Raw genomic sequence first — 19,317 nt, forward strand, 5'->3', positions numbered from 1 at the left:
GGTGTGGCGCCCGGGGTCACCGGGCGTTGTCGCGCCGTACGTCCGGCCGCCCGCCCGCGATGTACTCGCGCACCGACTCGGGCATACCCGGCTCGTCCTCCAGCACCGCCGTGGCGTCGACCCTGCCCTCCACCAGGTCGGTGATCTTCACCCCGGCCGGCAGCCCGAGCGAGCTGACCTCCGCGACCGCCTCCAGCGCATTGGCGCGGGCCTGCCGGATGGTCGTCAGCAACGCCTCGGACAGCTCCTTCGGCGTCATACGGTGGTAGGCGCCGGTGGGGAACTCGATCGCGGTGACCTCGCCCTGCGCGTTCACGGTCGCCTTGACGGTCTGCCGGGGGGCGGTCGCCGTGCCGGTCACCTCGTTGATCCGGCGCCGGGCCTCGACGGCCTCCGCGCGCTGCCTGCGGTACAGCGCGAGCAGGTCCTCGATCTCCTCGTCGTAGGGGCTGGTCACATGAGTCTCCTTGCGTGCGGCGATGGTGCGCAGTCGTACGGGCGCCACGGGGCGGGCGGCGTCACAGGACCGCTCCGGCCCCGTCCGAGGCCGCCGAACCCCAGGTGTCGCCCTCCTGGACCAGCAGGTCCGCGATGCCGCGGCTCGGCTGCTCCTGCTCCTGCTCGGTCTCCGCCTCGTCCTCCACCGGTTCCTGCGCGGGCAGTTCCGCGATGAGTTCCGAAGGGTCGCCGGAGAACGAGCGCAGCGGCACGGCGGGGATGACGGTCTCCCCGGGGGCGGTGGTCGCCGACCGGTTGGGTCGCCACGTGGACAGCCGGGGGCCGTCCGCCTCCTCCTCCAGCGGGGCGACCGCCTGGCCGGTCCAGGTCTGCTCGTCCTCCGTGGTGTAGCCGGGCGCCTGGACCTCCTTCTCCTCCTCGGTCGGCACGGACCACAGCAGCGGTACGAACGACGACCCGGCGCTGTCCCAGGCCTCGGTGTCCTCCGACTCCGGGTCGCCGGACGGTGCCGGCGCCACATGGTCGTCCGGCAGCTCCTGCTGGTAGGGGTCCCCGGAGACCAACTGCTGCGGCGGTACCGGACCCCTCGCCTCCGAGTTCCCGTCCTCGTCCGTCGGCTGCGGCGGTACGGGCTCCGTCGCCTCCCCGTCGCCGTCCCCGTCCGCCGGGTCCTCGGGGCCGGAGTCCGCGGACGCGGACGCCCCCTGGCCCCGGCCGCCACCCAGCGGCAGCAGGAGCACGGCCGCTCCGTCGTCGTCCCGGTGCCGGTGCCGCCGCTCGGCGGGCTCCGCACCGGAGTCCGCCGAGCCCGCGCCGACGGCGGTCCCGGCCGCCGCCACCGCTGCCGCGCCCAGCAGTGCGGCGGGCAACGCGCTCTCGCCCAGACCGTCGTGGGCGCCGACGACCGGACGGTCACCGTCGGGGTCCGCCTCCGGCGACCAGGGCAGCGTGTCGGGAGCGAGCAGGCCCGAGGCGTCGGACCGCTCCTCCTGCGGACCGGTGGAGGCGGCGGCCGTGGCCGGCATCATGCCGGGCACGGCGGTTTCGCCCACCGCGGGGGCGGCCGGCTCCTCGACCTCGGCGGCGGGCGCCACCGGGTCCGCCGTCGACTGCGGTGTGATGGGCAGCCCGTCCGAGCCGATCATCACGCCCTCGGGGAACGCCTGCGCCGCGACCGCGCCCGGCAGCACGAGGCCCTCGCCGCCCGCCTCGGCACCGCTGTCGATCTCGTCGGGTGCGTCGGGCTCGCCGGTCCATGGTTCGGCGTCCGGTTCGAGCAGTCCGGAGGCGTCGCTCGGGTCGGTGGTCCCCGCGTTGGCGGCGGGATTGCCCCCGGCCATGCCCGGCATCATCGGCATGCCGCCCGCGCCGAGGGTCTCGCCCTCCGCGGCGCCCAGTGCGCCGGGCAGCGCCTCGGCCTCCTCGTCGAGAGGCAGTCCCAGTCCCTCGCCGCCCGCCAGTGCACCGCGCCCGCCGATCTCCTCGGGGGTCTCGGGGTCGCCGGTCCAGGGCTCGGCCTCGGCGTCGAGGAGGCCGCTGGCGTCGCTCGGATCGACGGTGCCGTTGCCCTGAGGCATGCCGCCGGCGCCCATACCGGGCATCATCGGCATACCGTCGGCGCCCAGTCCCGTACCGGTGCCCTCGTCGGTGCCGAGGCCGCCGGGGAACGCCTCGGCCTGTTCGTCGAGGGGCAGCCCGAGTCCGTCGCCGCCGGCTTCGGCGCCCTTGCCACCGATCTCGTCGGCCACGCTGGGGTCGCCGGACCAGGGCTTGGCGTCGGCGTCGAGGAGACCGCTGGCGTCGCTGGGATCGGCGGTGGCGTTGCCGTGAGGCATGCCGCCGGCGCCCATGCCGGGCAACATCGGCATGCCGCCCGCGCCGGCGGCGGGGAGGCCCTCCGAGGATCCGGCGAGGTTCGGCGACTCCAACGCGTTGTTCAGCGACGGCATGTTGAGCCCGCCCGGCAGACCCGACTCCGTACCGAGGCCGCCGGGGAACGCCTCGGGGGAGACCGCACCGAGGCCGTCGCCCGCGCCCAGGCCGCCGGTGCCGCCGACGCCCGTGTCGCCGGGGAACCCCTCGGGAGTCACGCCGTCGGCCCAGCTGGAGGGGTCCTCGGCGAGGTTGCTGCCCAGCGGCAGTTTGCTCCCCGCGTCGGTGTTCAGACCGCCCGGGAAGGGGCTGGCCGCGAAGTTCGCAAGGCCGGGACCGCCGCCGAGGCCGAGGCCGGGGGCGCCGCCGAGGTTGCTGCCGCCCGGGAACGCGGTCGGGTTGAGCGCCTGGTCCAGCGCGCTGGGATCGAGGGTGCTGTTGCCCAGGCCGCCGTCTCCGAGACCGCCCAGATCGGGCGTGTTGCCGTCGACTCCGGTGCCACCGGCGAACGGGGCGGGGGTGGCGAGCGCCTCGTTCGGGTCCAGGCCCGGCAGGGTGGGTGCCTCGGTGCTCGGGGTGTTGGGGGCGGAGAACTGCTGCGGGTCCAGCGGATTGACGTTGGGCAGGTTGCCGGGGTCGGTCAGGTCCGGGTTGCCGACGTCCGGGATGTTGTCCGGCACATTGGGGTTGTTCGTGGGGCTGGTGACCGGCGGCGGGGTGTGCACCGAGTCGACGGTGACCTGGTACTCGCCCGCCAGGCTCTTGAGGACCGCGCGCATGTCGCTGGTCATCATCTCGACCAGCTCGGGCTTCTCGTGGATCGGGATCAGACCGTTGCTCATGGGCTTGACGCCCATCCGCACGGCCTGGTTGGCGTACCAGTTGTCGATGTCGGAGATCTTGACCTGGGCGTTGTACAGGTTGACCGAGTTGTCCGCGAGCTGCTGGGGAACGGAGTTGCCCGCCTCGCCGCCGGACAGCACGTCGGACGTCGCCTTCACCTGGCGGGAGAAGGTGTTGATCATGTCCAGGAAGGCGTCCGCGGCGTCGCCCTTCCAGGGGCCGTTGTCCCCGGCCAGCGCCTTCGCCTGCTCGGCGATGGCCTTGGCGATGCCGGAGAGCACCACCTGCGCGTTCAGGAAGTGGCCCGCCGCGTCCATCAGGGACTGCGGGTCGGAGATGCCCTTGGCGCGCTCCTCGTTCGAGGCGGAGCCGGTTCCGGCGGACATGCCGTTGATGGCCGCCATGATCTGCTTCCAGTCCCACGAGTTGTAGTCGTTGATCGAGCCCGGATCGGTTCCGGGATCGCCGAAGACGCCGTCGCCGCTGTCATTGAACCCGCCGGTGTTGTAATCCGGGCTGCCCATGTGTTCCCCAGTCTCCTGCTCACGCCTCTGTCAGTGGCCCCCGCCGTCCCCCGGTGCCCGAGGGCACCGGGGGACGGGAGGACCGCCGGTCAACTTGCTCCGCCGCCGGACCCGCCGGCGTCGGTCACCAGGCTGGTGAAGTCACTGGTCGTGGTCTGCATGGCGTTCTGCAGATCCGTGGCCTTCATCCGCCCGGCGTCTTCCAGAGTGGTGTACTGCTGCGCCAACGCCTTCACGCCGTCGCGCAGATCGCCCAGGCCCTGGGCGAGGTCCTGGAAGACCTTGATGTACTGCTCCTTGAGGCCGGCATCGGCGTTCGGACCGTTGACCTTGGTCCGGATCTGGTTCGCGTGGTAGAACGCGCCGGGTTCGACCTGCACCTTCTGCAGGACGCTGGCGGCGTCCCGCGTCGGCTGGATCAGCTTGTCGATGTTGTCGGCGAACAACAGCATCGACGGCGTGTCCACGCTGGTGCCACTGCCGGGGTTGCCCGAACCACCGGGCACATTCGGCGGGTTGAAGGTCGAGGCCGGGGGCACGGTGCCGTGCCCGGCCGCGATCGTCGTACCGCCGTCGTAGTGCTGGGGTGTCGGAGTGGGCGTCTGCTGATGATGGTCATCAGTGCTGGGGTCGTACGCTGGGCGGTCTGCCATCTCGGATCAGCCCCAGAGCTGAACGCCCTGGCGCTCACCGTTCGAGTAGTACTCGTTGATGGTGCCGAGCATCTGGGTGGCGGCGGCGGCCTTCTGGGTCATGTCCGCGGCGGCCGCGTCCCACTGCGCCTTCACCTGCGCGTAGGTCTGCTGGGCGTCGCTGGTCCACTCGCTCAGGTGCACCTTCGCCTGGTTGTCGAGGTCGGCGAGGGTCTGGTTGATGCGCTGGGTGATGGAGTTCATCTCGCCGACGATGTAGTCGACCTGCTCCATCTGGACGGTGTAAGTGGCCATCTTCTGTCCGGCTCCTTCGTGGGGGCGGCTGGTATGTCGGTCGGTGACGCTACGTCAGGAGGGGAAGCCCGGCAGGCCGATGTTGCCGGAGCCCATCTGCTGCGCGACCTGCTGCGCCTGCTGCTGGGTGTTCTCGTGGGTGTTGGCGTAGACGTTGGTGTTCTGCGCCAGCTTCTCCAGCATGGTGCGCAGCGCCTGGTTCACCTTGTCGAAGTCGTTCAGCCACTCCTGCATGGCGTTGTGGTAGATGTTCGCGGCGTCGCCGCTCCAGCTCGCCCGCAGGCCCTCGATCTGGCCGTCCATCTGCGCGTAGGAGCTGGTGGTCTCGTCCAGGGCGGTCTGGAAGCTGCCCTGGGCAGCGGTCATTCCCTGTAGTTCGACTGACGTCAGTGCCATGGTGTGGTCCTCTCTCGTCCTGCGGCGCCGGCCGGAGCCGATGACAGCGATGTCGCCCCCATGTCGGGAGCGCATCCGCGCCGGATGGTGGGGGGTTCACCCGCCGGCCGCCGAATCGCGCGGAAGGATCGCGCGACACGGCAGTGGCGGACGTTTCTCATGTCCGCACCAGAGACTCCGTTTGCTGATGCGGTGGTTCCGTCTGCTCCGGTGCCGACTTCGTCACTTCCGAGGTGGAGGCGGGCGGAGCCGGGGCGGCGGGCGCCTGGCCGGGCGCCGCATCGGGTGTCGCCGGAGGCTGGGGGAGATCCGAGGCGGAGACGGTACGGGTACGGGCGGACGCCGCGAGCCGCTCCGCCAGGCGGTGCGCCTCCCAGGCGCCCCCGCGCGGCGGCGAGGCCTCGAAGGAGGCGGCCAGCACCTTGGCCGCCTCTTCGGACAACTTGAAGCCGAATCCGAACAGTTGACGCCTCATCAAAGCGATGGCCTGGTCGGCGGTGTAGGGGTCGAGCCGGAGGTATTCGGCGAACTCGTGGACGATCTCGCCGCGTTCGCGTGTCAGCTCCCGCAGCTCGGCGGGCGAGCCGCACAGCGCCAGCACCGTGCCACCCGGGGTGGCGGCCAGCCGGGCCAGCCCGTCGAGTACCGCCGCACGCTCGGCCTGGGGGCGGCGGCCGAAGGCGTCGTCGAGGTTCAGCACCAGCAGTCCGCCCTCCGCCTCCTCCAGGGCTGTGGCCAGCCGATAGGCGGGCTGCTCCGGCCAGCGCGCCGGGAGGGCCGACAGCCGCACCTCGTGGACGGTGCCCGTGGTCAGCAGCCCGGCCTCCGTGAGGCAGCGCCCGTACACCCGGGCCAGCGCCCGCCGGCCGCTGCCCAGCGGGCCCTCCAGCACCACATTGGCCTGTGCCGAGATCGGCCGGCCCGGCTGCGTCCGCGCCTCGACGAGCGCCTCCAGCCGGGTGCGCAGCGCGGCCCGGGCCGTGTCCAGGCCGGTCATGGCCGCCAGCTTCCGCGGTCCCACGGACGGGCCGGCCGCCCCGGTGGGCCCCGGCTGCCGTGCCGGGGCGGCGGCCTCCCCGGTACGTGCGGACGGGGCTCCCGTGCCGCCCCTCGGAGCGGCCTGGTCGGCGGGCACCGTGATCACGTCGGCGCCGGTCAGCCTGGACAACTCGCCGTCTTCCTCGGGTGGTTCGGCGGCGAGACGGGACGCCTGCTTGCTGATCATCTCCTCGAAGACCTGCCGGGCGACACGCCCGTTGCCGAAGGTCTCGCTCTTCGGCACGTCCTCGAAGTAGCGGTCGAGCGCCTCCAGCGCCGATTCCGACAGCTCGTAGTAGTGCTTGGCGCACAACCCCCGGACGATGGTGACCAGTTCCTCGGGGCTGTAGTTGGGGAACTCCACGGTGCGCGCGAACCGGGAGGCCATGCCGGGGTTCGAGGCGAGGAACTGGTCCATCTGGGCGGAGTATCCGGCGACGATCACGACGACCTCGTCGCGGTGGTCCTCCATCAGCTTCATCAGCGTCTCGACGGCCTCCTGACCGAAGTCCGGGCCGGTGCCACGGGACTGGTTGGTCAGCGTGTACGCCTCGTCGATGAACAGGACACCGCCGAGCGCCTTGTTGAAGACCTCGGTCGTCTTGATGGCGGTACCGCCGATGATCTGCGCCACCAGGTCGGCGCGGGCCACCTCCACGATGTGGCCCTGGCTGAGGATGCCCAGTTCCGCGAGGACCGCACCGTAGAGGCGGGCCACGGTCGTCTTGCCGGTGCCGGGCGGCCCCGCGAAGACCAGATGCCGGCTCATGGGCGGCATCGGCAGGCCCATCTCCTGGCGGCGCTGCGTCATCTTGTTGAGGTTGATCAGGCCGGTGACCTCGCGCTTGACGCTCTCCAGGCCGACCAGCGCCTCCAGTTCCGCCAGCGGGCCGGTGCCGGTGTGACGAGCCCCCTGCGGCTGCCGACCGCTCTCCGGGCCGCTCGCACCGCCGAGGGCGTCCGCGCTGGTGACCGTACGGCCGGACGGGGCACCGCCGGTGTCCACCCGCTCCACCGACACCCGGCCGGACTTGAGCTGGTGCACCGGCACGCCGCCGTTGTCGCGCACCTCGCAGTCGTGCACGCGTACCGGCTCGTCGGTGTTGCAGCGCACACCGTCCCCGCCGTTGTCGAAGACGGCACAGTTGGTCAACTCGGCCCGTGAGGAGGCCTGGACGTGGACGCCATGGCCACGTGCGCCGTTGATACGGCAGCCCACCGCGGTGACCGCGCCGCCCCCGGTGACCCGCAGACCGTCGCCGTCGGAGCCGGTGAACTCGCTGTCCCGTACGGTCAGTTCGGCCTCGGCGCCGACGACCGTGGTGCAGCCGGAGAACGCCGAGCCGTCCACCTCGGCGCGCGAGCCCGAGGCGAGGGCGAGCCCCGTGCCGCCGCCGGAGCGCAGCCGCACCGCCGACAGCGTCGCGGAAGCGCTCTCCTCCAGCTCGACGGCGACCGGTCCGCCGACGGCCAGATCGGCGTCCCGCACGGTCAGCCTGGCCTTGGGGCCCGCCGCACGCAGTGCGGCACCATTGCCGCCGTCGGTCTTCAGCCGCTCCAGCACCACCTCGCCGCCCTGCGCGTGCACGGCCACCGTCCCGGCGCCCTCCACGGTCAGATCGGCGCCCTCGGCGCGCCCGTCGGCCTCCACCAGCAGACCGGTCGGCGTACCGCCGATACGGCAGCCCTCCAGCCGGGGACGGCCGCCGGGTGCCACATGGACGCCTTCGCGGCCGGCACCGGAGATCACACAGCCGCGCAGCACCGGCGCACTGCCGCCGCCGACATGCACCGCCTGTCCCCCCGAACCGGAGAACGAGCAGCGTGTGAGCACCACTTCGGCCGTGCTCGTCAGATAAGCGTCCAGCGCCGCGCTGCCGGTGACCTCGACCTCGGTCAGGTCGGCGCGGGCGTTCTGCTCCACGGCCAGCGCGGGCTTGCCGCTGCCGGAGATCCGGGTGGCCTCCACCGCCGCCGTGGCCTGTCCGTTCACACAGACGCCGTTGCCGCGGGCCCGCTCCAACTGGCATTCACGCAGCGTCAGACGGCCGTGCTCGGCCACCACGACCGCGGACGAAGCGACCTCCTGTATACGCGAGCGCTCCACGACGTTGCCGCCGCCGGAGGTGACCACGATGCCGGCGCCCTGGGCGTTGGTGATGTGGCAGTCGCGCAGGGCGACCACGCCGTCCTGCCAGGCCAGCACGGCCGCCCACGCCTCGCCGGAGATCTGGCACCCGTCGAGCGCGGCCTGCCCGCGCCGTACGTCGAGGACCGGGGCCTCCCGGTCGGTGCCGGACAGCTTCAGACCGGTGAGCTGCACGGCCTCCGCCTCCAGCACCACGGTGCTGCCCGAGGCCGAGGAGATCTCCACCGTGCCGCCGGTGCCCTCGGCGGCCAGTGTCACCGCGCGGGTGATGTAGAGCGTCTCGTCGTACCGGCCGGGGGAGACGGTGATGAGCGCGCCGTCGGTGGCGTCCGCCAGGGCTTCGGCGATGGCGCGGTAGGCCCCGGGACGGTCCGGGGACACCAGTAGCACGGGCCGGGTCACAGCTTCGCTCCCTTGTCAGACGCACTCATGTCGCCGCCATTGCCGCGCGGACGCCGCGGCTGCGCCGCACCGATCAGGCCCGGGGGCGTTCCGAAGCGTTCCTCCGGCCGGGTGCCGGCCTGATCGCCGCCTCCGGCCGCTGCGGAGCCGCTCGCGTCGTTCGCACTCAGCGCGCCGGCCGCACGTTCCAGCCCGTCGAGGGCGATCTCGTCCAGCGGCACGCGCTGGACGTCCACCTTGCCGTCGGAGGCGATCTCCGACGGCGACAACTCCCGCATCAGGACCGGCCCTTCACCGTCCGAGGGACGCAGCACCTTGAAAGTGGTGCCGGGCAGGAACACCACCCGGTACGGCTCGGAGGGGTCGATCAGGCTGGTACGGCGGGCCGTCATCGACCAGATGAGGAAGTCGGTGCCGTTCTCGGGACCGGGGTGCGGCGCGCTGTACGCGGTGCAGAACGCCCACTCGGTCGTCAGCCGGCCCTCCCCGTACCACGCGCGCTCCATGGCGGTCGCGGGTGCCCGCAGCAGCGCCGCGCCACGGTAGGACGGCAGCCTGCGCAGCCCGGCCGCCACACAGCGCGCCAGGGGGACATGCGGGCCGACCTGCGCGGACCGCACCGCGTCGTCCACCTGCCGGCTGTCGCCGGACAGATAGAGCCGTACGGCGACCAGATCGGTGAGGGCGTCAGCCGCCTCGCCACGACCGCCGCCGCGCAGCCCGGGGGACTCCGACATCACCCGTGAGACCGTGCCCGCGACCGCGTTGTACTGCGTGCTGAAGGTGCGCCGCACCCAGTCACGTTCCTTGCTCGTGCCGCGCTCCGGCAGCACGGCACAGGCCGAGCCCTTGGGCACCGGTTGGACCCGTACCCCCGCTCCCGCCGCCGGGGCGGCGGGCGTCACGGCGCTCCCGGGGCCGTCGGAGGCGGCCGGTGCGAGGGAGGGCGTGACCGGACCGTCGGAGCCCTCGGGCACCGGCGCGGGACCGGGATCGGCGGGCTGCGTGGGTGCGGCGGCCGGGGCGTCGGACTCCAGCCGGATCATCCGTGCCGGGGCCGGGACGGCCCTGGCCGTCGGCTTGGGTGCGGCGGGCACGGGCGTTTCGGACGCCTGAGGGACCGAGGGCGGCGGCGTCTGCGGCGCTTCCGGGGCTGGCGGCACGGCGGCTTCCGGCTCGTCCGGGGCCGACGGCGGGGTCTGTTGGGGCTGCGTGCCGGGTGCGTCCGGTGCCTGAGGGGCGCCCTGCTCGGCGTTTGGTGCATCCGGTGCGGCCTTCGGGGTGTTCGCGGGCACGGCAGCCGGACCGGCCTCCGGGGCGGGCGCGGGCGGCTCCGGCGGGAGGGCGGGTGTCCGCTGCTCGCCGGAGCCGTCCGTGTCGGCACGATCGGGCGCGGCGGCGGGGCGCGGGTCGGTCCGCGGCGGCTCGACCGGAGCCTGCGGCTCACCCGCGGGCGTCGGCTCGGACACGGTGGGCAGGTCGGGCAGCTTGGGGCGGCCCGGCGTGACCTGACCGTTCGGGGCAGGCGCGGGCGCAGGGGCAGGGGCAGGGGCAGGGGCAGGCGGTACAGGACCCCGTGCGGCGTCCGGCGCGGGTGGGGGCAGCGGGAGCGGCTCGCCGGTGGGCGGCGGCTCGGGCGCGGGGTTCGGCCCGCCGTGCGGGACGGCCGGTCGGCCGTGCGGGGCGTCCGGGCGCAGGCCGTGCGCGATGCTCCCGGCCTCCGTGGCCGCCGTCGCCACGCGGGCGGTCTCAGCGCTCGCCTCGGCCTCGTCCGCCGCGGACCGACCGGCGTCGGACTCCGTGCGGGGCAGCACGGCTGACGGTACGTCGGATTCGGTACGGGCGGCCTGGGGCGCCGGGGCAGGTGCGACGGCCGAGGCCGTGTCGTTCCTGCCGGCGACGCGAACGGACGGTGACTCGTCCGGATCGAGCGGGTTCAGTGCGGACGCCCGTCCGGGGACGCCGGCCGGCACAGCGGCGCGCTCCCGTCCCTCCTGCGGCCGGCCCGTGGAGGCCGGGGACCAGGGCGCGATATCGGCCGGGCGGCGCTGCCTGGTGAGGGGCGGCGCGACCATCTGCGGGCCGTAGGTCGCGGGGTCCTGCGGCGACCACAGATAGGCGTCGTCCGGCACACCGGCCGCCACGCCCGGCTCGTCGGCCGGTACGACCGTGAAGCCCTCGCGACGGTCCGGGTCGAGCTTCCACAGCATGTCCTCGGCGAGCGCGCGCATGCGCTCTTCCGCGCCGGGGGTGCTGCGGTCGTAGAGGATGGCCGCGTAGCCGGGCGCCGCGGGTATCCGCCGTACCGCGTCACTGCCCACGGGTTCGACGGACGGGCGCATCCACAGTCCGCTCTGCACGACCTCCAGCACCGCGTCGTGGGCGTACTCGTAGACACCGGTGGAGATCTCAGGCACCTCGACGAGCGGCCGGCGCAGGCCGAAGAGGGCCGGCGGGGCAGGGGTATCGCCCGTACGCGGGAAGTACATCAACTCGCTGACGAACGGCCGGTGGCCGAGCGTGCCGTCCGGCCGCAGCGAGGCCACCTCGGGGGAGTCCAGACCGACGCGCGCCTTGACGGGCACGCCCGTGTACAGCACCACCTGCTGGCCGAGGGCGTCGGCGAGTTCCTGGCCCAGAGCTTCGGCGCCCTCGGGCAGCGCGACCGGCCCGAGGTGCAGAAAACGCACCCAGGAGCGCGCGGACGGCAGGACGGTGTCCCACAGCCGGGCTACGTCCGACAGCGTGACGGGCGGTCCGCCGGGGCTGCCGAGGACCACGGTGAGGATCTCGGGGTGACTCGGCAGGCGGTCCACCAGCCGCTGGCCGCTCTCCGGGGAGTCGGGGAGGTGCGGGCTGCGTACCCACACGCCGCTGGGGACGGGTTCGACGAGGCCATGGCCGCTGGTCGCCCAGGGGCGGTCGAAGGTGGAGAACTCCCAGCGGGGCTTGGGGAAGCGCCGTGAGTCGCGCTCCGCCGCGCGGCCCGGACGGAAGCGCAGCCAGCCCGCGCCGTGCTCGCTGGGGACGAACAGGCCCCCGCCGTCGGTCGGCAGCACCTCGCCGTCCGGGGCCAGCACCAGCCGGTCCAGCCGGTCCGCGATCCGCTGGGCGGTGCGCTGCGACTCCTGCGGCGTGGCGCGACCGAAGACCAGGCGCAGGCTGTGGCCGCGATGGGCCAGCAGGCGTGCCACCGCGTCCGCCGAGTCCTCCAGCGTGCCGAACGGCAGGTCCACCACTGCCACGGTGTGCTGGGGATCCGGTGCCAGCCCCGCGGCGAACGCGGCGGCCTGCGGATCGGGTTCGCCCTTGGGATGGATCAGCAGTGCGTGCCCCACGGCACGGCACTGCAGAGCTGTCCCCGCCGCCCGCACGGCGCCCAGTCGGATACGCATCCGCTCACCCCACCCGCGCCGAGTGGCCGGAGGGTGACGGGTCCGCGCTCACCGAGGGAACAGGAGCGGTGCCCGCAGCGTGTCCGACGCCCTTCGCCGGCGAGCCCTGCGCGCTGCCGGTACCGCCCGCGGACGACGGCGAGTCCGCCGAACTCCCGTCCTGCGCCGTCGCCTTCACCGTCAGCGCCGCCACCGAACGGCCCAGCACCGGCCCGCGCGGCAGCACGGCCAGCAGAGTCTCCGGCAGGGGCACCGCGCTCGCGCCGCCGATGCCGAGGTCCTGCGCGGCGGCGGAGTCGCCCAGCGGATAGGCGATGCCCCGGTCGGTGACGAGGTAGGTCAGCGGATGCGGCGCTCGCGCCGCCACCTGCTGCTGGTCGACCGCGTACACACCGTGCGACGGCGGCACCAGCACCTGTCCGCTGCCGGTCGCCGCGGCACCGCCCTCGACCACCACGGTGGCCGTCAGCTGGGTGCCCCGGGTCGTCTCGCGCAGGCACACCGCCTGCGCGGAGGTGTCGGCCGCCGGGGCGTTGAGGACGTCCGGCAGCGCGTTGGTGAGCGACTGGTCGGCGGACACATGGGCGGCGGCGATGTCGGTCGCCGACACCTCACGCGGCGCGGGAGCGCCGTGCTGCGCCGCGAGCAGCGCGGCCTCCGTGGCGCTCACCGGGGCCACGCCGTCACCCGTCATCACGTACGAGCGTTTGGCGCCGGCCGCGGACGTGGTGAACAACTGCCCCACGGCGGCCGGTTGCCCGGCGACCTTCCCGCCGGCCCTGCCCGCCCCGTCGAGCTTCGCCGGGGCGAGTACGGCGCCGGTCGGCACGGCGGCCAGCCAGGCGGCGGGCGAGGCGATGGGCCGGTCGCCGTCGAGTCCGAGCGCGATGAGCGTGGCGTCCGACGGCACCGGGTACTTGGTGCCCTGCCACAGCACGTACCGCTTGCCGTCCGGCGCCTTCAGCAGCAGCTGACGGCTGGAGGGGAAGGCGGCGGCCCGGTCGCCCGGCGCGAAGTCGATGACCCGGCCGGACGTCAGATCCGGCCGCAGGCAGTCGGTCCAGGTCGACGGCAGCAGGGTCGCCGGGGTGGGCAGGGAGTCGGGGGCGCCGCCGATGCCGACCGGCGCGCCGTGCGCCACGTCGGCCAGTGCCTTGGCCTGCACGGTGCGTACGGTGCCGTGGCCCGTCAGCAGCAGGGCGGACGCGTAGTTGCGTACGGGACGCAGCTGTCCGTCCAGGTAGAGGTAGCGGTTTCCGGTCTCCTTCTCCACGACGATGGAGCCCGGCTCCCGCCATGCCTCCGTGGTCACCGGCGACAGCTTCCCGTAGATGAGGAATCCCGCGCACAGCAGGACCACGATGCCGGCGCCGAAGAAGGTGCCGAGCGCCGCACGTTTGGTGGGGCTGTCGCCGCGGCCTGGGTCGCCGCTGACGAGGGCGGTGGCGAGGCGGCCCATGGCGAACTGGTACGCCTGCATGTGATCACGTCGTGTCTGCACGCTCCGGCCCCCCTCAGCTCGCCAGGGAGCGGAAGTAGGAGTACGCGTGCAGGGCCTGGAGCAGCAGCGGCAGCAACGCGATGGCAGTGATCGTCTCCAGCAGGTCGCCGCTGTGGCCCCACACCGGGAGCAGCCGTCCGCGCGGCAGCCGCCAGGCCGCCGTCAGCAGGGCGGCGACCGCCGCGAGCAGCACGGCCACCACGGTCACCCGGGCTCCGCTGCCCGCCGGGGCGAACCGGGTCAGCAGCACCGTGATCAGTCCGATCGCTCCGGCCACCACCATGGGCACCCGCTGCGCGGACCGGTTAAGGCCGCGCGACCGCAGCAGCACCGCACCGGCGAACACCAGCGGCAGCAGCCAGCCGATCCAGCCGTCGCCGCGCGTCATGTACCAGAAGGCACCGGCGTAGACCAGCGCGGAGGACAGGCTGAGGGTGTCGAGGTAGGCGCTGGCCAGCCTGACCCGGCTCTCCACCCGTTCCTGCGGCTCCGGCTCGATGTCCTCCTGCAACTCCTCCGCGTTGTGCGGCAGTCGGGGGACGCGCAGCCGGGCCATGCGCAGGGTCAGCCGGGGCCCGAAGTGGCCCAGCACGAACATCGCGACCGCCACCACGGACACCGCTTGGGCGCCGTGCCAGTCGGCCGCCCGCATCAGCCCGATGCCCACGGCCGCGGCGAGCGCGGTCAGAAGTACGGTGCCGGGGACCACCAGCGGCAGCGGACGCAGCGCCAGCAGGCTGACGGCGAGCACCACCACACACACCGCCGCGGCCAGCACCCCGGGCATCCCCGGCGCGTAGCCGCCGTGCGGGCCCTGACGGACCGCCAGTCCGGCGAGCGCGCCGAACGCCATCGAGCCGAGGCCCGCCACCAGCACGGTGCCCCGGTCGGCGCCGAGCCGGGCGGCGGCCACGCATCCGGCGGCCAGCAGTACGGCGATCACCCCGGTACCGACCGCGGTCGGCACACCCGGGCCCAGCCCGGACAGGGCGGCGGCCAGCGCGGGCAGGGCCAGCACCGCCATGGCCAGCGCGAGCCCCCGGGTCAGCTCCGGGCGCCAGCGGCCCGGCATCGCGTCCACCGCCTGCGCCACACCGTCGGCGACGTCGTCGAAGTGCAGCGCGGGCAACGGCTCCTCGGCGGGCCGCAGATGGAGGACGTCGCCGTGGCGCAGGCCCAGCGTGGCCGGGGTGCCGTCGACATCGAGGGGTTCCTCGCCGAGCCGTTGCAGCACCCAGGGCGTGCCCCGGTCGGCGGGGTCCTTGGTGACGTGACGCACCAGCACCGGCAGCAGCGCGGAGACCGGCGTGGTGAGCGGGATCGCCAGGTCGGACCGGCCGGTGGGACCCACCACCGTCACCCGGCAGACCTCCGAGGCCGGTGCGGTGACCGCATGCGGTGAGGTCATCGTGCTGCTCCTGGGGTGCGGTGGTGGGGGCGGGACGGAAGCGGCGAGAGGCCGTGGGGGGCGGAGGGGGACCGGCGCGGTCCCGGGTGTCGCATCACGGGGTCACCAGTCCGGTCTGGACGAGCTTGACCGAGCGGCGGGTGACGAGCTGGGCCCGGCCCGAGGGGAGGGTGCGCGGCTTGGCCTCGCCGAGGAACTTGCCCTCCTCCTTGGGATACGAGAACAGCAGGGCGGGGTTGCCCAGTTCCCACAGCCGGCGCAGCACCGGGTCCATCATGGCGCGGACGGCGCCGGAGGTGCTGCGGGCGACCACCAGGTGCATGCCGATGTGCAGACCCTGCGCGAGCAGGGGCACCAGCGGTGTCATGGGCGAGGGCGCGCCCGGGGTGCCGGAGAAGAGGTCGTAGTCGTCGAGGAGGACGAACAGCCGCGGCCCCTCCCACCAGTCGCGCCGGGCCAGCTGCTCGGGGCTGATGTCCGGCCCCGGCACCCGCTTGCCCACCGAGACCGAGGCGCTGTTGGCGAGTTGGGCGAGGGCGTCGCCGTCGACGACGTAACCGACCCGGTACTCCTCGGGCACCGAGGAGAGCAGTCCCCGGCCGGGGTCCGCGACCATGATGCGGGCCTGGTCGGGGGTGTAACGGGAGGTGATGGAACGGATCATCAGACGCAGCGCGTTGGTCTTGCCGGTCTCCCCGTCGCCGAACACCATCAGATGCGGGGTGGCCGAGAAGTCGTGCCAGACCGGCTCCAGCCGCTGTTCGTCCCAGCCCAGGCAGACCCGCAGATCGCCCTCAGCCGCCGGGAGCTGGTTCACCGGGAGGCGGGTCGGCAGCAGGCGCACGCCGGGTGCGGAACGGCCGGTCCAGAAGGTGTCGATCTCCGCCACCGCCGCCTTGGTGGCGGCCGTGAGGTCGGCGGTCTCGCCGGAGCTGTCCAGCCGGGGCAGGGCGGACAGGAAGTGGTGACCGCCCGCGGTCAGACCGCGGCCCGGCTGGTGCGGGACGGTCGCGGCGGTGCGGGAGCCGACCTCCGACTCCATGGAGTCACCGAGTCGCAGTTCGAGCTTGGTGCCCAGCAGGTCGCGCAGGCGGGGACGGATCTCCGACCAGCGCACGGCGGAGCCGATCACATGCAGACCGAACGACAGTCCGCGCGCGGCCATGTCGATGACACGCGGCTCCAGGTCCTCGTAGTCCTGGCGCAGGGTGCCCCAGCCGTCGACCACCAGGAACACATCACCGTAGGGATCGTCGATCTCGCCCGTGGCCCTGAGCGCGCGGTAGGCCGCCATCGACTCCAGGCCGCGCGAGGTGAACTCCTCCTCGCGCTTCTCCAGCAACTGCGTCAGCTCCGCCACCGTACGCAGGACGCGGTCCCGCTCCAGACGGGTGGCGACCGAGCCGACATGAGGCAGACCGGCCGTGGAGACCAGGCCGCCGCCGCCGAAGTCGAGGCAGTAGAACTGCACTTCCTCCGGAGTGTGGGTCAGCGCGAGGGACATCATCAGCGTGCGCAGCATGGTCGACTTGCCGGTCTGCGGGGCGCCGACCAGACCGATGTGGCCGTCGGCGCCGGACAGGTCGGCGACCAGCAGCTCACGCAGCTGCTCGAAGGGCCGGTCGACGATGCCCAGCGGCACCCGCAGCGAGCCCAGCGACGGATAGTCCGCCGCGCTCATGCCGCGCACCGGGTCGGGGACGATACCGGGCAGGAGCTGGTCGAGGCTCGGGGACTCGGTCAGCGGAGGCAGCCACACCTGGCGCGCCGGCGGGCCGCTCTCCTCCAGCCGGCCGATCAGCACCTCCAGCAGGCTCTCCTCGCTCTGCTCGGTGCCCGAGGACGGCCCGGCGGCCTCTTCGCGCTCGGCGGCCCGCAGCGGCCGCAGCTCGGTGAGGTGCTCCTCGGTGCGTTCCGACAGCAGAGTGCCCTGCTGCTCCAGGCCGAACACGGTGATCTCCTGGGCGGCCCTGGCCTGTTCGGCGCTCTGCTCCGCCTCGCTCACCGGCTCCGGCGCTGCGCCGGACACATACGCGGCCTTGAAGCGGACCAGGTTGGTCGTGTCCACCTTCAGATAGCCGTTGCCCGGTGCTGACGGCAGCTCGTAGGCGCTGGAGACGCCGATGACACTGCGCGACTCCATCGAGGAGAACGTACGCAGGGCGATCCGGTAGGACAGATGGCCCTCCACCTTGTGGATGCGGCTTTCGTCCAGGCGCTGGGAGGCGAGGAGCAGATGCACACCGAGGCTGCGTCCGAGGCGGCCGATGGAGACGAAGAGGTCCACGAACTCCGGCTTGCTGGCCAGCAGTTCGGAGAACTCGTCGACGATGATCAGCAGCGACGGCAGCGGGGTGAGGTTCGCCCCGGCGCCGCGCGCCTTCTCGTAGTCGAACAGCGAGGAGTACCCGGAGTCACGCAGCAGCTCCTGACGGCGGATCATCTCGCCGTTGATGGAGTCACGCATCCGGTCCACGAGATGGATCTCGTCGGCGAGGTTGGTGATGACCGCCGAGGTGTGCGGCAGCCGGTCCATCCCCAGGAACGTCGCGCCGCCCTTGAAGTCGACCAGTACCAGGTTGAGGACCTGGGAGGAGTGGGTGGCGACCAGACCCATCACCAGCGTACGCAGCAGCTCGCTCTTGCCGGAACCGGTCGCGCCGATGAGCAGGCCGTGCGGGCCCATGCCACCCTGCGCCGACTCCTTGATGTCCAGCTCGACGACCTCGCCCTCCTCCGTGACACCCAGCGGCACCAGCAGGCGTGCCGACTGGGCCTGCCGCGGGCGCCACTTGGCGGCCACGTCGAAGGTGCGCGGGTCGCGGATGCCCAGCAGGGCGGTCAGGTCGAAGTCCGAGTCCAGCGCCTGGTCCGTCAGGTCGACGCTGCCGCTGGTGCGCATCGGCGCCAGGGTGCGGGCCAGGCTCTCGGCGTGGGTACGGCTGAGTGCGTCGGCCTCGGCGGTGACCGTGTCGTCACCGGACGGGAAGGCGACGCTCGTGCCGTGCGTCGTGAGCCGCAGCACCTTCGGGCCACCGGTCATCGCGCCGGTCGCGTCCAGCAGAACCACATTGCGCAGCCCGCCGTGCAGCAGCCGTGAGGTCTCCGGCAGCCGCACCCCCTGCGCCACGATCACCACGAACGGCTCGGCCACGCTGGGGGAGGCGTCCGGGTCGTGGTCGGGACGGTCACGGACGTCCGTGCCCAGCAGATCCAGCAGCGTGTCGTGATCCTCGGCTGCCAGCCGGACCGGGCCCGCGTCGTCGGCCTCGGTCGGATGGGCGTTGTGCGGAAGCCACTTGAGCCAGTCCCACTCGTCCCGCGCCGACGCACCGCCCAGCACGGCGATCCGCAACTCGTCGGGGGAGTGGAAGACAGCAAGTTGCCCGATCATCGCGCGTAGCAGTGCGAGCGCGGGTTCCGGTTCTCCCGCGAGCTCCACACTGGTGAAGCGGCGCAGTGCGACCGGGATCGGCAGCCGTGGCACCGTCTGATGCGCCTTGGTGAACCGCCGCAACGAGATGGCCGTCAGCGGCTCCAGATCCTCCACCGGTTTCGTCTGCGGGGGCAGGAACTCCAACGCCGCCCGCCGGATGCCCTGTCCGATGCGGATACGGGAGAAGTCCTCATGAGCGGGGCGGCGTTCCCACAGCCGGGCGCCCATCGCCAGTGCCCACAGCTGTCCCGGATCGGGGTTGTCCCACAGCAGGGCGGACCGCTGCTGGGCGGCGGCCTGACGGGCCTGACGACGCTTCTGTGCCAGATAACGCAGGTAGTCACGGCGTTCCGCGCGCATTCTGCGTCGGCGCTCGGCACTGGACCGGCCGATCTGAGTCAGCGTCATGCTGATCATGGCGACGCCCATCATTCCGGACATCAGGTACGTCGTCGGCCCGGCACTGCGCATGGAGAACATCAGGACCATGGCACCCGTGCCCAGTCCCATCGGCAGGTACATCAGCGCCGACCCGAAGTCGGCGCTGGCCGGCTCCCCCAGAACAGGTGGCTCTGCCAGCTCGACCTGTCCCTCGGGCAGCTGCGGACCCTCGGCGCGCGGGGATCGCTTGGCCACCACGGTGCTCAATATGTGACCTCTCTGGCGCGTGCAAGCCCATCGATCCCGGGCAACCCGAGGTGTTTCGACAGGTGTTGGTCGGTTCCACGGATGGAGGTGGCGGCCTCCGTTGATCTGATCTTAGGTCAAAGAAATCGTTGTCTGGTGAACCTTCCTTGATGCTATGAACGCCTCCTGAGGAAATTTTGCTTCGTTTTTTGATCCTTTGTGGTCATGGGGAGTTGGGGGACTTGGCCGAAATGCGACAGGTGAAATCAGCCCAACTCGGACTGGGGATCGGGTGAGTGACTCACTCCGTCACGGGGGCG

General features: G+C 72.9%; 10 protein-coding genes. All 10 read right to left on the minus strand.

The window, feature by feature from the left end:
* Positions 1-16: 16 nt before the first annotated feature.
* On the minus strand, positions 17-457 hold the full coding sequence (locus ACFYX0_RS26300; RefSeq protein WP_388973606.1) for a YbaB/EbfC family nucleoid-associated protein: 441 nt from the start codon (positions 455-457) through the stop codon (positions 17-19).
* 61 nt (positions 458-518) lie between these two features.
* Positions 519-3,698 carry a hypothetical protein gene (locus ACFYX0_RS26305; RefSeq protein ID WP_388973608.1) on the minus strand — a complete coding sequence of 1,060 codons (3,180 nt, stop codon included), beginning with the start codon at positions 3,696-3,698 and terminating at the stop codon, positions 519-521.
* 89 nt (positions 3,699-3,787) lie between these two features.
* Positions 3,788-4,351, minus strand: a complete 564-nt coding sequence (locus tag ACFYX0_RS26310) for a hypothetical protein (protein WP_388973610.1) — start codon at positions 4,349-4,351, stop codon at positions 3,788-3,790.
* 6 nt (positions 4,352-4,357) lie between these two features.
* Positions 4,358-4,645, minus strand: coding sequence for a WXG100 family type VII secretion target (locus tag ACFYX0_RS26315; RefSeq protein ID WP_311695616.1), 288 nt, complete (start codon positions 4,643-4,645; stop codon positions 4,358-4,360).
* 54 nt (positions 4,646-4,699) lie between these two features.
* Positions 4,700-5,041 carry a WXG100 family type VII secretion target gene (locus ACFYX0_RS26320; RefSeq protein ID WP_311695618.1) on the minus strand — a complete coding sequence of 114 codons (342 nt, stop codon included), beginning with the start codon at positions 5,039-5,041 and terminating at the stop codon, positions 4,700-4,702.
* A gap of 157 nt (positions 5,042-5,198) precedes the next feature.
* On the minus strand, positions 5,199-8,630 hold the full coding sequence (locus ACFYX0_RS26325) for a right-handed parallel beta-helix repeat-containing protein (RefSeq protein WP_388973612.1): 3,432 nt from the start codon (positions 8,628-8,630) through the stop codon (positions 5,199-5,201).
* Positions 8,627-12,025 (minus strand): hypothetical protein, encoded by a 3,399-nt coding sequence (locus ACFYX0_RS26330; RefSeq protein WP_388973614.1) that lies wholly within the window; start codon positions 12,023-12,025, stop codon positions 8,627-8,629. Before ACFYX0_RS26330 ends, ACFYX0_RS26325 begins: the two co-directional genes overlap by 4 nt.
* 4 nt (positions 12,026-12,029) lie before the next feature.
* Positions 12,030-13,526 carry a type VII secretion protein EccB gene (eccB, locus tag ACFYX0_RS26335; protein WP_388973616.1) on the minus strand — a complete coding sequence of 499 codons (1,497 nt, stop codon included), beginning with the start codon at positions 13,524-13,526 and terminating at the stop codon, positions 12,030-12,032.
* 13 nt (positions 13,527-13,539) lie between these two features.
* Entirely contained in the window at positions 13,540-14,934 is a 1,395-nt protein-coding gene (gene eccD, locus ACFYX0_RS26340) for a type VII secretion integral membrane protein EccD (RefSeq protein WP_388973618.1), read from the minus strand.
* Between the two features lie 94 nt (positions 14,935-15,028).
* Positions 15,029-19,018 carry a type VII secretion protein EccCa gene (eccCa, locus tag ACFYX0_RS26345; protein WP_388973620.1) on the minus strand — a complete coding sequence of 1,330 codons (3,990 nt, stop codon included), beginning with the start codon at positions 19,016-19,018 and terminating at the stop codon, positions 15,029-15,031.
* Between the last annotated feature and the right edge of the window lie 299 nt (positions 19,019-19,317).

This window comes from Streptomyces sp. NPDC002573 (genome assembly GCF_042889625.1).
GTDB lineage: Bacteria > Actinomycetota > Actinomycetes > Streptomycetales > Streptomycetaceae > Streptomyces > Streptomyces gibsoniae.